General features: G+C 68.6%; 14 protein-coding genes. 5 read left to right on the plus strand and 9 right to left on the minus strand.

Annotated elements, in window-relative coordinates; all coding sequences use genetic code 11:
- Nucleotides 1-188: 188 nt before the first annotated feature.
- On the plus strand, nt 189-2,561 hold the full coding sequence (locus dqs_RS18725) for a penicillin-binding protein 1A (protein WP_065341396.1): 2,373 nt from the start codon (nt 189-191) through the stop codon (nt 2,559-2,561).
- Here the strand turns inward: dqs_RS18725 and cyaY are convergent.
- Nucleotides 2,551-2,883 (minus strand): iron donor protein CyaY, encoded by a 333-nt coding sequence (cyaY, locus tag dqs_RS18730; RefSeq protein ID WP_065341397.1) that lies wholly within the window; start codon nt 2,881-2,883, stop codon nt 2,551-2,553. The genes dqs_RS18725 and cyaY overlap by 11 nt on opposite strands.
- 43 nt (nt 2,884-2,926) lie before the next feature.
- Here cyaY and lptM point away from each other — a divergent pair, with 43 nt between their 5' ends.
- Both lptM and lysA read left to right on the plus strand, forming a co-directional pair.
- Entirely contained in the window at nt 2,927-3,097 is a 171-nt protein-coding gene (lptM, locus tag dqs_RS20580; protein ID WP_011767375.1) for an LPS translocon maturation chaperone LptM, read from the plus strand.
- Entirely contained in the window at nt 3,094-4,368 is a 1,275-nt protein-coding gene (gene lysA / locus dqs_RS18735; protein ID WP_065341398.1) for a diaminopimelate decarboxylase, read from the plus strand. Before lptM ends, lysA begins: the two co-directional genes overlap by 4 nt.
- A gap of 22 nt (nt 4,369-4,390) precedes the next feature.
- Here the strand turns inward: lysA and dqs_RS18740 are convergent, their stop codons facing one another.
- Nucleotides 4,391-4,738, minus strand: a complete 348-nt coding sequence (locus tag dqs_RS18740; RefSeq protein WP_011767377.1) for a hypothetical protein — start codon at nt 4,736-4,738, stop codon at nt 4,391-4,393.
- Nucleotides 4,739-4,798: 60 nt separating this feature from the next.
- Between dqs_RS18740 and dacB the strand changes: the two genes are divergently transcribed.
- A complete protein-coding gene (gene dacB / locus dqs_RS18745) occupies nt 4,799-6,265 on the plus strand; it encodes a D-alanyl-D-alanine carboxypeptidase/D-alanyl-D-alanine endopeptidase (RefSeq protein WP_084018692.1) in 1,467 nt (488 codons plus the stop codon).
- A 16-nt stretch (nt 6,266-6,281) separates the two neighbouring features.
- On the opposite strand, the gene dqs_RS18750 is transcribed toward dacB, so the two are convergent.
- The 7 genes from dqs_RS18750 to pyrE form a co-directional block, all read right to left on the minus strand.
- Nucleotides 6,282-6,698: a DUF4870 family protein gene (locus dqs_RS18750; protein WP_065341399.1), complete on the minus strand. Its 417-nt coding sequence runs from the start codon at nt 6,696-6,698 to the stop codon at nt 6,282-6,284.
- A 49-nt stretch (nt 6,699-6,747) separates the two neighbouring features.
- Nucleotides 6,748-8,238 (minus strand): 4-hydroxy-3-polyprenylbenzoate decarboxylase, encoded by a 1,491-nt coding sequence (gene ubiD / locus dqs_RS18755; RefSeq protein WP_065341400.1) that lies wholly within the window; start codon nt 8,236-8,238, stop codon nt 6,748-6,750.
- Between the two features lie 9 nt (nt 8,239-8,247).
- A complete protein-coding gene (gene pyrF / locus dqs_RS18760) occupies nt 8,248-9,060 on the minus strand; it encodes an orotidine-5'-phosphate decarboxylase (RefSeq protein ID WP_065341401.1) in 813 nt (270 codons plus the stop codon).
- 62 nt (nt 9,061-9,122) lie between these two features.
- A complete protein-coding gene (locus dqs_RS18765) occupies nt 9,123-9,896 on the minus strand; it encodes an NAD-dependent deacylase (protein ID WP_065341402.1) in 774 nt (257 codons plus the stop codon).
- A gap of 88 nt (nt 9,897-9,984) precedes the next feature.
- Entirely contained in the window at nt 9,985-12,057 is a 2,073-nt protein-coding gene (locus dqs_RS18770) for a molybdopterin-containing oxidoreductase family protein (protein WP_084018695.1), read from the minus strand.
- Between the two features lie 53 nt (nt 12,058-12,110).
- Nucleotides 12,111-12,788: a DUF4124 domain-containing protein gene (locus dqs_RS18775; protein ID WP_065341404.1), complete on the minus strand. Its 678-nt coding sequence runs from the start codon at nt 12,786-12,788 to the stop codon at nt 12,111-12,113.
- A complete protein-coding gene (gene pyrE / locus dqs_RS18780; protein WP_011767385.1) occupies nt 12,766-13,434 on the minus strand; it encodes an orotate phosphoribosyltransferase in 669 nt (222 codons plus the stop codon). The genes dqs_RS18775 and pyrE overlap by 23 nt, the downstream gene beginning before the upstream one ends.
- Nucleotides 13,435-13,497: 63 nt before the next feature.
- Between pyrE and dqs_RS18785 the strand changes: the two genes are divergently transcribed.
- A complete protein-coding gene (locus dqs_RS18785) occupies nt 13,498-14,280 on the plus strand; it encodes an exodeoxyribonuclease III (protein WP_011767386.1) in 783 nt (260 codons plus the stop codon).
- Nucleotides 14,281-14,336 lie beyond the last annotated feature (56 nt).

Consider the following 14,336-nt stretch of genomic DNA (forward strand, 5'->3'; position numbering starts at 1 on the left):
GAAAATCCTTAAATTTCTTTATGTTAGGCGCTGATGCTGAATAAGGCTCTCAAATCCTAGCAACAACGATGAGGGCTGTAAAGCAAAACGGGAGCCTGCACTATCGTCATATGAGGTCACAGCCGCCTTGAAGATGCCTCGCGGGCGCCCCGTATAATGCCGACCCCACACAACTTTCGGGAAATCCCATGCGCTGGGTTCTCTACCCCCTGGCAGCCCTGACCGCACTGGTGATTCTCGGCGTTGCAACCCTGGCCGCCATCTCGCTGCTGGCCTGGCCCAACCTGCCGTCGCTCGAGACCCTTACCGATTACCGCCCCCGCATCCCGTTGCGGATCTACACCGCGGACGGCCACCTGCTGGGCGAGTTCGGCGAGGAGCGGCGCTCGGTGGTCCGAATCGAGTCGGTTCCTCCGGCGCTCAAGCAAGCCATCCTCGCGGCGGAGGACGAGCGCTTCTACGAGCATCCCGGCATCGACCTGATCGGCATCATGCGAGCGGCGCTCGCCAATATTACTTCCGGCGGACGTGGGCAGGGAGCTTCGACCATCACCATGCAGGTCGCGCGGAACTTTTTCCTGTCGCGGGAGAAAACCTTCAACCGAAAGTTCTACGAGATCCTCCTTGCGCTCAAGATCGAGCGCAGCCTGACCAAGGATCAGATCCTCGAGCTGTACGTCAATCAGATCTACCTCGGCCAGCGCGCCTACGGCTTTTCCGCCGCTGCGCGGGCGTACTACGGCAAGGATCTGGGGCAGATCACGCTCGCGGAGGCGGCCATGCTTGCCGGTTTGCCGAAGGCGCCGTCCGCCTACAACCCGATCGCCAACCCGGCGCGGGCAGCGCTGCGCCAGCAGTACGTGTTGCGGCGGATGCTCGAGGCGGGTTTCATCGACGAAGCGGCCTATCGCGTCGCCGCAAACGCACCGAAAACGGCACCGGCCGCCAGCACGGCCAAGAACACCTCGGTGCTGCACGGGGATTACGTGGCGGAAATGGCGCGCCAGCTCGCCGTGGAGCAGTTCGGTGAGGACGCGTATCACCTCGGCATCCGGATTGTGACCACGGTGACCCGCGCCGATCAGGAGGCTGCCTACGCGGCCTTGCGCAAGGGGGTCATGGACTACGACCGCCGCCACGGCTACCGCGGTCCGGAAGCCTTCGTCGAGCTGCCGGCCGGCCGCGACCCCGAGACCCTGGACGACCTCCTCGCCGACTTCAGCGATCATGACGACTTGCTGGTCGGTCTCGTGGTGGAAGCGGCACCCAAGAAGGTGCGGGTGTACCGCCACGGCGAGACTCTCACGATCACCGGCGACGGCCTCAAGTTCGTTCAACCGATGCTGTACGAAAAGGCTCCGCAGTCGCGCCGGCTGCGCCCCGGCGCCGTCGTCCGCCTGCGTGAAGTCGACGACAAGGGCTGGGAGATCGTGCAGCTGCCGGACGTGCAGGCGGCGCTCGTTTCGGTCGACTCGCATACCGGCGCCGTCCGCGCACTCATCGGCGGCTTCGACTTCAACCGCAACAAGTTCAACCACGTCACCCAGGCGCAGCGCCAGCCGGGATCCAGCTTCAAGCCCTTCATCTACTCGGCGGCGCTCGAACGCGGCTATGCGCCCGGCAGCCTGGTGGACGACTCGCCGCTCTATTTCCCTGCGGGCGTCACCGGCAGCCAGGCCTGGGAACCCAAGAACTACGACGGCAAGTTCGATGGCCTGATGACCCTGCGCGACGCACTGGCGCGCTCGAAGAACATGGTGTCGATCCGACTGCTGCAGAACATCACGCCGACCTATGCGCAGGACTACGTGGGCCGGTTCGGCTTCGACCCCGCGCGTCACCCCCCCTACCTGACGATGGCGCTCGGCGCGGGCTCGGTGACCCCGTGGGAAATGGCGACCGCCTACTCCGTGTTCGCCAATGGGGGCTACCGCATCGAACCCTATGTGGTGAAGGAAATGTACGACGGCAACGGCCGTCTGGTGGCGCGGACCGACCCTCCAGTGGCCGGCGAGAGCGCCCCCCGCGTGATCGACCCACGCAACGCCTGGTTGATGGATTCGATGATGCAGGACGTCGTCAGGCGCGGCACCGCCACTCGCGCGCGCACGCTCAACCGTTCCGATCTGGCGGGCAAGACCGGCACCACCAACGACTACCTCGACGCCTGGTTCTGCGGCTACAACCCGGACCTGGTAGCCGTGGCCTGGGTCGGCTTCAGCCAGCCTCGCAACATGGGCCGGGGCGAAACCGGCGGCGCAGCGGCGCTCCCGATCTGGATCAACTACATGAAGACCGCGCTGCAGGGCCGCCCCGAGACCTCGCAACCACGGCCGGACGGGCTGCTGGCGGTGCCTGCCGGCGACGGAAGCCGCGAAGACTACATCTACGAAGAGAACAAGCCGGTCGCGCCGCCCCCGCGCGAAGACCTGCCCTCCAGTCTGTTCTCGGACCGCTCGCCGGCGCTGGAAGCCCCCGAGGAAGCCATCCCGCCCGCGCCCCCGGTCCACCAGGCGCCGGCCCCGGTCGTCGAACGGGTGCCGGTTCCGGTCAATCGCTAGACGGCGCCAGCGCGACGGGGTGGCCGCCCTGCTCGCTCACCACGCGGGAGATCACGGCGTAAAGATCTTCCGCGGCGTCGCGGGTCGATACCCATCGCCCGCCTTCCGGCCGGAAATGAAATCCGCCGCTGCGCGCCGCCACCCAGATTTCGCGGGCGATCGCGTGGCGGTTGATGATCATCTTGGTGCCGTCCTCGAACTCGATCTCGAGCACGCCACCCGGCTTGCGCTCGATGTCGAGTTCAGCGCCGCAGTCCTCCAGCGCGGCCTCGATGCGCTCCAGTTCCCGCTCGGCCAGGGCCTCGAATACCGACTCATCCATGCCGACTCCTTCTGTTAGCATTTCGTTTTTTTGACCGACCGCCATGCGTGCCATCCTGCCCGCGGCCGCCCTCGCGGGTGTGCTGCTGCTCACCGGTTGCGGCATCAAGGGCCCGCTCTACCACCCGGACCCCGCCAAGACCCGCCCCGCGCCCGCCACCCAGACCCAAGGGGGCGCCGATAATATCAAACCGACTCCGCCCACGACCCAATGAGTTCCACCGCGTCCGCCGCCTATCCGCTGCCTTCCCTGTCCGACGGCCCTGCCGGCCTGATGCTGGAAGAGGTTCCGCTCGCCACCCTGGCCGAACGCTTCGGAACGCCCACCTACGTCTACTCGCGGGCGGCGCTGACCGCAGCCTTTCGCGACTGGCAGGCTGCCCTTGCGGGGCGCCGCAGCCTGGTGTGCTATGCGGTAAAGGCGAATTCCAACCTTGGCGTGCTATCGGTGTTTGCGCAACTCGGCGCCGGGTTTGACATCGTCTCGGGCGGCGAGTTGGCGCGCGTGATCGCAGCAGGTGGTCGCGCCGACCGCGTCGTGTTCTCCGGCGTCGGCAAGAGCCGCGCCGAAATGCGCCAGGCCCTTGCCGCCGGAATCCGCTGCTTCAACGTCGAATCGGCCCCCGAGCTGGAGCGGCTGAACGAGGTGGCCGGCGAACTGGGACAGCGCGCCCCGATCGCACTGCGGGTCAATCCCGATGTGGATCCGAAGACCCACCCGTACATCTCCACCGGGCTGAAGAGCAACAAGTTCGGCGTCGCGTTCGGCGAAGCGCTCGAACTCTACCGTCGCGCCGCAACCCTGCCCCACCTCCGGATCAGCGGCATCGCCTGCCATATCGGCTCGCAGCTGCTCGATCCCGCGCCCGTCGCGGAAGCTACGGCCAAGGTCCTCGGGCTCGTCGACCAGTTGTCGGCCGAGGGCATCGTGCTCGATCACATCGACCTCGGCGGCGGCCTCGGCATCCGCTACCGCGACGAAACGCCGCCCAGCGTGGCCGCGTACCTCGCACCGCTGCTGGCCGCCTTCGGCGACCGCCGCGAAGAGATCTGCTTCGAGCCGGGTCGCTCCCTGGTCGGCAACGCCGGTCTGCTGCTTACCCGGGTGGAGTACCTCAAGCACGGCGAGGAAAAGAACTTCGCAATCGTCGACGCGGCGATGAACGATCTCGCGCGCCCCGCGCTGTACGACGCCTACCACGAGGCGGTGGCCGTCTGCCGCAGTGACGCTCCGCGGCAACGCTACGAAATCGTCGGCCCCATTTGTGAAAGCGGCGACTTCCTCGCCCATGACCGCGAGCTTGCGCTGCGCGACGGCGACCTCGTCGCACTGCTGTCGGCCGGCGCCTATGGCATGACGATGAGTTCGAACTACAACACACGCCCGCGCGCCGCCGAAGTGATGGTCGACGGCGGGCAGGTGCATCTCGTGCGCGAACGTGAAACGGTCGAGGCGCTCTACGCGGGCGAACACCTGCTTCCCTGACCCGGGCCGGCCCGCTGCGCCCTCAAGCCGGGGGCGGGCGCGGGCCGAGCCGCTCCGCCTCCTCGATCAGCGCCCTGCCGAAGGCCTTCCAGGCCGGCCCTCCGTGGGTGTGGACGCCAATCTCGGCGCTCTGCCGCATCACCTCGAGCATCAGCGAGGCCAACGCATACAACTCGGCGCGGGCCCGCCGCTTCGGATCCGGGTCGCGCAGCATCTGCAAGTTGCACTCCGGCGTGCAGGTCAGCGCTTCATGGGCCATCGTGCGCAGCGCGGCGTGGTCCTCCCAATCGACGTCGAGCAGAATGCCGCGCTTGACGATTTCCCGCTCCAGTTCGATTGCATCCCGCGCGTAGTGTCCGAAGCCGCTCATGCCCACCTATCCTTTTCCGCCCGCTGCCGCCTTGCCATGCCTGGTGCCGCGGCCCTTGCGATGAAGCGCGGATTCTACCGGGCACAACCCGCAACGGGCGCCGGCGTTGCACGGCGCCCTGCCACCGCCGGCCTGCTGCGCCGGCTCGCCGTGCTGCTTGTGGCGGCCACCGCGCAACCGGCTTTCGCCGAGCTGCCGCCCGCCGTCGCCGCTGCGCTCGACACGGCACGCATCCCCGCCGAAGCCGTCAGTGCCTGGGTGCAGCCGGTGGATGGCAGCCCGCCCGCCCTCGCGCACAATGCCGCGCGCCCGATGAACCCGGCCTCCACGATGAAGCTGGTGACCGCGTTTGCGGCGTTCTCGCAGCTCGGCCCCGCCTACACCTGGCACACCCGCGTCGCACGCGCCGGGGAAGTGCGCAACGGCCGCCTCGAGGGTGAGCTTTTCCTGATCGGCGGCGCCGATCCGATGCTCGACGAGGACCGGGTTCGCCGCCTGCTGCGCAAGGTGCGCGGACTTGGCGTCCAGCACATCGCCGGCGGCATCGTGCTCGATGCGTCGGCGTTGGCGCTGCCGCCGCACGACCCGGCACTGTTCGACGGCCGCCCGCTGCGCCCCTACAACAGCGGCCCCTACGGCCTGCTGATGCATTACAACACCCTGCAGCTCGCGCTGTTTCCCGCCGAAGCCGGCGGCCCGGTCACCGTGGTGGCGGAGCCGCCGCTGGCGGGCCTCGCGCTCGAGAACCGGCTGGTGGGCGGCAGCGGCGCCTGCGAACCATGGCAGCGCGGCCTGGAGGCGGCGCTCTCGCCGGCAGGCGGCCTCGTTCTGTCCGGTTCGCTGCCGGTGGCATGCGGTGTCCGTAACTGGAGCGCCGCGCCTCTGGCGCCATCCGCCTATGCGGCGGCGCTGGTCGGTGCAGTGTGGGGAGAACTCGGCGGCACCGCCGGCAATGCGGTGCGCGAGGCGGTCACGCCGGGCAGCGCGACGATCCTGCTCGACGAGGAATCGCGGCCGCTGGCCGACGTGATACGCGACATGAACAAGTGGTCCAGCAACGTCATCGCGCGCCAGCTCCTTGCCACGCTCGGCATGAACCAGCCGGGGGACGCGGTTGAGGCCGGCGCGGCCGCGGCCCAGCGCGCGCTCGCGGCGGCCGGCATCGACACCAGCGGCCTGGTGATCGAAAACGGCGCCGGTCTGTCCCGCCTGGAACGCGTGCGCGCCGACACCCTGGCCGCAACGCTGCTGGCCGCGTGGCAACGGCCCTGGATGCCCGAGTACATCGCCGCGCTGCCGGTGGCGGGCGTGGATGGCACCGCGCGCCGCCGCCTCAACGGCAGCCCCGCCAACGGCTACGCCCACCTCAAGACCGGCACGCTGGAAGGCGTGCGCGCAATGGCGGGCTATGTGACCGACGCCCGCGGGCAGCGCCACATCGTCGTCATGATGGTGAATCACCCCCAGGCAGCGGCCAGCGCGGCGGCGCAGGATGCCTTGGTGGAGTGGGTGTGGGCCGGACGCTGAGCGCCCGCCCGCGCGGTCAATCGACAGGCAGCGGCTGGCGCTGGCTCAGCGCCCACCACCCGCGCGCCATGCGGTAAAGCACCCACAGCCCGGTTACGACCACAGCGCCGAAGGCAAGCGGCAGGCCGATGACCGTGACCGCGAACAGAAGCGCCACCGCAACCCACAAGACCGCAAACCAGAATGTCCGCAGCTGCCAGCGGAAATGGCTGTCGAGCCAGGTGCCGCGCACGGCGCCGCGGTTCCAGTAGTTGAGCACCACGGCGGCAATCGACGGCAGGCTGGCGATGAAGCTGACGACGATGGTGGCCGACCCGAGCACACCGGTGATCACGGCAAACGCGTGCAGCGCGTACATCACGTGGGTCAGGGTGAGTTGCCCGCCCGACGGGCGTGTTCCTGTGTTGGCAACGGTGTAGGGGGTATCGGCCATCCCGTTCTCCTCGCTCCCGGCAGGCGCCCGGCGCCTGCCTTGGCGCAGGCTACAGGCCCAGCGTGCTCCAGATTTCGTCCACGCGACGCTTGACCGCCGCATCCATGACGATGGGACGCCCCCATTCGCGATTCGTTTCACCCGGCCACTTGTTGGTCGCGTCGATGCCCATCTTGGAGCCGAGCCCGGCCACCGGGCTGGCGAAATCGAGGTAGTCGATCGGGGTGTTATCGACCAGCGTGGTGTCGCGCGTGGCATCCACCCGGGTGGTCATCGCCCAGATCACTTCCTTCCAGTCGCGGATGTTCACGTCATCATCCACGACGATGATGAACTTGGTGTACATGAACTGGCGCAGGAAGCTCCAGATGCCGAACATCACCCGCTTGGCGTGCCCCGGGTACTGCTTCTTCATGCTCACCACCGCCAGCCGGTACGAACAGCCCTCCGGCGGCAGGTAGAAATCGGTGATCTCGGGAAACTGCTTCTGCAGCAGCGGCACGAACACCTCGTTCAGCGCCAGCCCGAGCATCGCCGGCTCATCGGGCGGCTTGCCGGTGTAGGTGGAGTGGTAGATCGGATCGCGCCGCATCGTGATGCGTTCGATCGTGAACACCGGGAAGTCGGCGACCTCGTTGTAGTAGCCGGTGTGGTCGCCGTAAGGGCCTTCCGGCGCCATGTCGTCCGCATGGATCACGCCTTCGAGCACGATCTCGCTCGACGCCGGCACCTGCAGGTCGGAGCCGAGGCACTTCACCAGTTCGGTCTTGGCGCCGCGCAGCAGGCCGGCGAACTGATATTCGGAGATGGTGTCCGGCACCGGCGTCACCGCGCCCAGGATGGTGGCCGGATCGCAGCCGAGCACCACCGTCACCGGGAAGGGCTCGCCCGGGTGCGCCTGCTGGTGTTCGCGGAAGTCGAGCGCGCCGCCGCGGTGCGCCAGCCAGCGCATGATCACCCGGTTGCGGCCGATCACCTGCTGGCGGTAGATGCCGAGGTTCTGACGCTTCTTGTGCGGCCCGCGCGTCACCACCAGGCCCCAGGTGATCAAGGGCGCCGCATCGCCCGGCCAGCAGTGCTGGATCGGCAGCTTGCCAAGATCGACCTGGTCGCCCTCCCACACCACCTGCTGGCAGGGCGCCGAGCGCACTTCCTTGGGCGCCATGTTGAGCACCTGCTTCAGCACCGGCCATTTCTCCCAGGCGTCCTTCAGGCCCTTGGGCGGCTCCGGCTCCTTCAGGAAGGACAGCAGCCGGCCGACTTCGCGCAGCGGCGTGCTCCAGTCGCCATCGGCGACGTCCTCGCCCATGCCCATCGCCACCCGCTGTGGTGTGCCGAACAAGTTGGCGAGCACCGGGATGGCCTGTGGCACACCTCGGGTCACCGGCTTCTCGAACAGCAGCGCGGGGCCGCCGGCGCGCAGCACGCGATCGGCGATCTCGGTCATCTCCAGGTGGGTATCCACCGGCGCGGCGATGCGCTTGAGTTCGCCGCGGGCTTCGAGCTGGGCGATGAAGTCGCGCAGGTCCTCGTATTTCATGAGCCGGCCTCAGCGGTAGGCGTTGATCGCATCGCGCGTCTGCAGCGCGGCCGCACGCGCCGCGGCAGCGAAGTCCTCGCCCTTGCCGGCGTACAGGATGGCGCGTGAGGAATTGATCATCAGCCCCCCGCCAGCGGCGGTACGGCCCGCCTTCACCGTGGCCTCGATGTCGCCGCCCTGCGCGCCGATGCCCGGCACCAGCAGCGGCATCTCGCCGGTGAGCGCGCGCACGCGGGCGATCTCCGCCGGAAAAGTGGCGCCCACCACCAGGCCGCAGTTGCCGCTGGCGTTCCAGTCCTCGGCCACCAGGCGGGCGACGCGCTCATAGAGTTTCTCGCCACCGACGTCGAGGAACTGCAGGTCGGAGCCGCCGGGGTTGGAAGTGCGGCACAGCAGGATCACGCCCTTGTCCGGGTAAGCGAGGTAGGGATCGACCGAGTCGCGGCCCATATAGGGATTGACCGTGATCGCGTCCGCCTTGAAACGCTCGAAGGCTTCCACCGCGTACTGCTCGGCGGTACTGCCGATATCGCCACGCTTGGCGTCGAGGATCACCGGCACGCCGGGATGATGGGCGTGGATGTGGTCGATCAGCGCTTCGAGCTGGTCTTCGGCGCGGCGCGCGGCGAAGTAGGCGATCTGCGGCTTGAAGCTGCACACCAGGTCGGCGGTAGCATCGACGATGGCCGCACAGAATTCGAAGATGGCGTCCCGGCGGCCCTGCAGATGGGCAGGGAACCGGGCCGGATCGGGGTCAAGGCCGACGCAGAGCAGGCTGTCGCGCTGCTGCCAGGCGGCGCGGAGGGCGGTCATGAAGTGCATGGGGAACGTCCTAGGGTTAGCGCCGGCATGATACCAGCGCGCCCGCGCGCCCCCGCGCCGCGTCAGCCGGCTTCGGGGTGCAGGCGGCGCCACAGCTCCTCGAAGGCGCGCGCCGCCGGCATGCGCAGACGATGCCGCACGAGGTGGCTCACCTCGGTGTCGCCCGGGTTGATCTCCACCGCCGGCACGCCGGCCTGGCGCGCCCACCACACCGGGCCGGCGATGTACGGGAACACGCTGGTGGTACCGACCGACACGACGAGGTCGAAGCCGGCATCGATCAGATGTTCCAGCCGCCCGACGGCGGCGGCCGGCAGCATTTCGCCGAACAGCACGATGTCGGGCCGCAGCACGCCGCCACAGGCCGGGCATTCCGGCGGCAGGCGCAGGCCGGCGAAGTCTTCCACCGTGCGTTCGTGGCGACATTCCGTGCAGCGCAGGTGGTGCACCGTGCCGTGGATTTCGATCAGCCGGGTGGAGCCGGCCGCGCGATGCAGGCCATCGACATTCTGCGTCAGCACCCAGGCGTCGGGCTTCTCGCGCTCCAGCGCAGCGATCACGCGGTGCGCGGCATTGGGCTGCGCGCCGCGGCAGTTGGCCTCGATCTCGGCGATGTATTTCCAGGTCAGCGCGGGCCGCGCCGCCATCATGTGGCCCGACAGCGCCTCCTCGATCGTGAGCCCGTCGGCGGTCAGCCGCTCGTGATACAGCCCGCCGATGCCGCGGTAGGTGGGCAGACCGGAGTCGGCCGAGATGCCCGCCCCGGTGATGAACAGGATGCGGGAGGCGTCGGCGAGCAGCGCCGCTACGGCGTCGAGGGTGGCGGATTCGTCCATGGCGGGACCCGGCTGTCAGCGAAGCACGGATGATACCGCCGTGGTACGCGCGCACCGCAGCGGATATCCACATTGCATTCTCATCCAGTCATGCCGGCGCGCCCGCGACTTCGACGAGGCAGTCGTAGAACACCGCGCCACCGCCCATGTCGGTGAGGGCGTCCGAAGTTACCGCGTTGGCGTTTTCGCCATCGCCCGAGCGCTTCTGCCACCAGATCGATGGCGCCGCGACCACGCCCCGGCGCACCGCCTCAGTCACCCGCGCGTACGCATGGAAGGCGCCCCGATCGTTGTGGATGCGCACCCGCATGCCGTCCGTCAGGCCGCGCGCGGCGGCGTCGTCAGGATGGATGTCGAGCCGCGGCCCGCCTTCCCCGGCGCTGAAGCGCAGCAGGTTGGCGAAGCTGCTGTTGAGGAAATTGCGCGCCGGCGGCGAGATCAACGCGAGCGGATAGCGCGCGGCCAGCGCCGGATTGCTCACCACCGATTCATACGGCGGGTGCCAGGCCGGCAGCGGGTCGAGACCTTGCGCAGCCAGGAATGACGACAGGAACTCGCACTTGCCGGACGGCGTCGGAAAACCGCCGCGGGCAAAGGGCGCGAACGGCCGCGGCAGGTTGAGCCGCGCCCAGCCGCGCTCCGCCAGTCGTGCGCCCACGCCCAGCGAGCGCGCGTCCTCGCGCCGCAAGGCCGCCGCCGCGATGGCTTCGTCGGTCTCGAACAGGGCGGTGTCGTCGAACCCCAACCGCGCGGCAAGCTGGCGGAACACCTCGGTGTTGGAGCGGGCCTCGCCCTGCGCGTCGATCGCCGGCCGATTGGCGACCAGGTAGAAGTGACCGTAGGAGGTGTGGAGGTCGTGGTGTTCGAGCTGGCTGGTGGCAGGCAGCAGAATGTCGGCGTAGTCCGCGGTGTCGGTCTGGAACAGTTCGTGGACGACACAGAACAGGTCTTCCCGCCGGAACCCGGCCCTGACCTTCGCGCTATAGGGCGCCACCGCCACCGGGTTGGCGTTGTAGACGTAGAGCGCGCGGATCGGCGGATCGCGGGTTTCGAGCAGCGCCTCGCCGATCGTCGTCATGTTGATCGTGCGCGACGGCCGGCTCGGGTCTTGCCGGTAGAGGTCCGGCCGTTCAAGCGCGTGGCGGTCGAGCGGAAAGTTGCCCGAGGTCGACAGCAGCGCGCCGCCCCCGGCGTGGCGCCAGGCGCCGGTGAGTGCCGGCAGGCAGGCGATGTTGCGTACCGCCATGCCGCCGCCTCCGCTGCGGTTGAGTCCGTAGTTGAGGCGGATCAGGGTCGGCGCGCTCCGTCCATAGGCCTGCGCGAGTTCCCGGATGGTGACCGCGTCGAGCCCGGTGACGCCGGCCGCCCATTCGGGCGTACATCCGCGCACGCGCTCGGCAAGTTCCGCAAAACCGAGCGTGCAGCGCGCGATGTAGTCGTGGTCGAGCAGGTCTTCGGCGATCAGCACCTGCATCATCGCCAGGGCCAGCGCACCGTCGGTGCCGGGCAGCGGCGCGACGTGCTGGTGGCACTTCGCCGCGGTTTCGGAACGGCGCGGGTCGATGCATATCAGCTTCGCACCGCGGCGCTTGGCTTCCTGCAGGTAACGCCAGCCGTGGACGTTGGAGACGACCGGGTTGCCGCCCCAGATCAGGATCAGCCGGGCATCGACGACGGCCTCGGGGTCGGCGCCGATCGACGCGCCCACGGTGGCCTTCCAGCCCATTGCGCCGGCCGCCGCGCAGATCGTGCGATCGAGCCGCGCCGCGCCGAGCCGGTTGAAGAAGCGCCGGTCCAGGCTTTCGCTCTGCACCAGCCCCATCGTGCCGGCGTAGCTGTAGGGCAGGATCGCGCGCGGATCGTCGGCGGCGATGGCGCGGAAGCGCTCGGCGATGATGTCGAGCGCATCGTCCCAGCGGATGCGCTCGAAGCGGCCCTCGCCCTTTGCGCCGACCCGGCGCAGCGGATGCCTCAGGCGTTGGTCGGAATAGACGCGTTCGAGGTAGTGGGCCACCTTGGTGCACAAGGCACCGTTGGTGAAGGGCATGTCGGCGGCACCGCGCACGCTCACCGCGCGGCCGTCGCGCACGCCGATCTCCATTGCACAGGTGTCGGGACAATCGTGCGGGCACGCCGCGCGGACAACGACAGACTCACTCATCGCACGCTCCCCGGCGCCGTCAGCGCCGTCTGTACCGCAGCCTCAGGCCGGCGTCAGCGCGACTCCTGCGCGCCCTCGGGCTTGCCGCCTTCCTGCTGCCGCGGCGCGGCCTTCTGCGCCCCGGTCAGCTCCAGGTAGCGTTCGCGGTCTTCCGCGTAGCGCTGGCGCACACCCTCGCGCTCGCGCACTTTCGCGTCCACCACCGAACGGTGGGCGGCAAGTTCGCTGTCGAGGTCGCGCAGCGCTTCCGCTTGCGCCCTGCTCTGCGGTTTGGCTTTCTGGCCGGCCTGTTCGGGCAGCAGTGCCTTGCGGCGTTCGAGCAGCCGTTCTTCGCGTTCGCGCAGTTCGTCGAGAGTGCGGTCGATGTCGGCCAGCGCCCGGTCGCGGCGGTGATCCAGGTCGGTGACGCTGGTGTAGGTCTGCAGCAGCGCCTGATCCAGCCGGCGAACCTTGGTGGCACGCGCCTCTTCTTCCTTCAGGCGCTCGGCTTCGGCGTTGCGGCGGGCAATGTCGCTGGCCGACGGCGGCGCAGGCACCTTCTTGCGTATCGTTCCCTGCGGACCGATCTCGCGATAGGCCTGGCCGTAGCAGGCCGGCGGCAGCACATCGCTGCACACCGGCTGGCCGCCGACGTCGCAGCAATAGATGGTCTGGGCCGCCATCAGCGGCGCAAACGGCAACAGCAGCGCGGTGCCGACGGCACCGGCTTCAAGACTGCGACGCAATCCCATAGGTTTCCCGGTAGGCCCGCACGGCCTCGAGGTTGGCGACCAGTTCCGGACTGTCCGCGAGATAGCCGATGAGGTCTTCAAGCGTGGCGACGGCGATCACCGGGATGCCGAAGCTCTCGCGCACCTCCTGCACGGCCGACAGCGCGCCCTTGCCGCGCTCCATGCGGTCGAGCGCGATCACCACGCCGGCCGGAGTTGCGCCCGCCGCCCGGATGATGTCCACCGATTCGCGCACCGAGGTGCCGGCGGAGATCACGTCGTCGAGGATCAGCACGCGCCCGGCGAGCGGCGCACCCACCAGCGTGCCGCCTTCGCCGTGGTCCTTGGCTTCCTTGCGGTTGAACGCGAACGGCAGCGACAGTCCGTCTTCGGCCAGCCGGATGGCGGTGCCGGCCACCAGCGGGATACCCTTGTAGGCGGGCCCGAACAGCATGTCGCAGGCCACGCCGGCACGGCGGATGGCGCCCGCGTAGTAGCCGCACAGCTCGCGGAACGAGGCGCCGTCGTCGAACAGGCCGGCGTTGAAGAAATAGGGGGAATTGCGGCCCGCCTTGGTGATGAACGAACCGAAGCGGAGCACGCCCTTGCGGCATGCGAGCGCGATGAAATCCCGGCTAGAATCCGGGCCCTTGTGAACGGCTTCCACGACTTTATCCAATTCGCATCGAACGGCACCCAGGCGCGCCGTTCATAAGGAAAAAACGGGACCATGTTACGCATCATCTCCGCCAACCTCAACGGCATCCGCTCCGCCACCACCAAAGGCTTTCTCGACTGGCTGCCCGCCCAAAACGCCGACGTCGTATGCGTTCAGGAACTCAAGGCGCAGGCAGGCGACCTCACCGACGCGATGCGCGCCCCGGCGGGCTACCAGGGCTGGTTCCACTACGCCGAGAAGAAGGGCTACAGCGGCGTCGGCATCTACAGCCGCAAGGCGCCGGACCGGGTGGTGGAAGGGCTGGGCATCGCCGACATCGACGCCGAGGGTCGCTACCTGCAGGCCGATTTCGGGGCCCTCTCGGTGATCTCGCTCTACCTGCCCTCGGGCTCCAGTTCGGAAGAACGCCAGCAGGCCAAGTTCAGCTTCATGGAGCGCTTCATGCCCCGCCTCGCCGAACTGCGGCGCTGCGGCCAGGAGGTCGTGATCTGCGGCGACTGGAACATCGCCCACCGCGAAATCGACCTGAAGAACTGGAAGAGCAACCAGAAGAACTCGGGCTTCCTGCCCGAGGAACGCGCCTGGATCGGCACGCTGTTCGACACCCACGGCTGGGTGGATGTCTACCGCGCGCTGTACCCCGAGGCCACGGGCGACAGCTACACCTGGTGGTCCAACCGCGGCCAGGCATGGGCCAAGAACGTCGGGTGGCGGATCGACTACCAGATCGCCACCCCGGGCATCGCCGCGCGCGCACGCGCCGGTTCGGTGTACAAGGCGCAGCGCTTTTCCGACCACGCTCCGCTCGTCGTGGACTACGACGGCGATCTGTGAGGACCTGCCCGCCTTTGCGTTGCCTTGCCATGGTGCTATACAACAGTGAGTCTCAT

This window comes from Azoarcus olearius, assembly GCF_001682385.1.
Classification (GTDB): domain Bacteria; phylum Pseudomonadota; class Gammaproteobacteria; order Burkholderiales; family Rhodocyclaceae; genus Azoarcus; species Azoarcus olearius.

Coding starts and splice junctions, on each gene's coding strand:
- dqs_RS18725 (WP_065341396.1), top strand. CDS start 189: ATGCGCTGGGTTCTCTACCCCCTGGCAGCCCTGACCGCACTGGTGATT.
- cyaY (WP_065341397.1), bottom strand. CDS start 2,883: ATGGATGAGTCGGTATTCGAGGCCCTGGCCGAGCGGGAACTGGAGCGC.
- lptM (WP_011767375.1), top strand. CDS start 2,927: ATGCGTGCCATCCTGCCCGCGGCCGCCCTCGCGGGTGTGCTGCTGCTC.
- lysA (WP_065341398.1), top strand. CDS start 3,094: ATGAGTTCCACCGCGTCCGCCGCCTATCCGCTGCCTTCCCTGTCCGAC.
- dqs_RS18740 (WP_011767377.1), bottom strand. CDS start 4,738: ATGAGCGGCTTCGGACACTACGCGCGGGATGCAATCGAACTGGAGCGG.
- dacB (WP_084018692.1), top strand. CDS start 4,799: ATGAAGCGCGGATTCTACCGGGCACAACCCGCAACGGGCGCCGGCGTT.
- dqs_RS18750 (WP_065341399.1), bottom strand. CDS start 6,698: ATGGCCGATACCCCCTACACCGTTGCCAACACAGGAACACGCCCGTCG.
- ubiD (WP_065341400.1), bottom strand. CDS start 8,238: ATGAAATACGAGGACCTGCGCGACTTCATCGCCCAGCTCGAAGCCCGC.
- pyrF (WP_065341401.1), bottom strand. CDS start 9,060: ATGCACTTCATGACCGCCCTCCGCGCCGCCTGGCAGCAGCGCGACAGC.
- dqs_RS18765 (WP_065341402.1), bottom strand. CDS start 9,896: ATGGACGAATCCGCCACCCTCGACGCCGTAGCGGCGCTGCTCGCCGAC.
- dqs_RS18770 (WP_084018695.1), bottom strand. CDS start 12,057: ATGAGTGAGTCTGTCGTTGTCCGCGCGGCGTGCCCGCACGATTGTCCC.
- dqs_RS18775 (WP_065341404.1), bottom strand. CDS start 12,788: ATGGGATTGCGTCGCAGTCTTGAAGCCGGTGCCGTCGGCACCGCGCTG.
- dqs_RS18785 (WP_011767386.1), top strand. CDS start 13,498: ATGTTACGCATCATCTCCGCCAACCTCAACGGCATCCGCTCCGCCACC.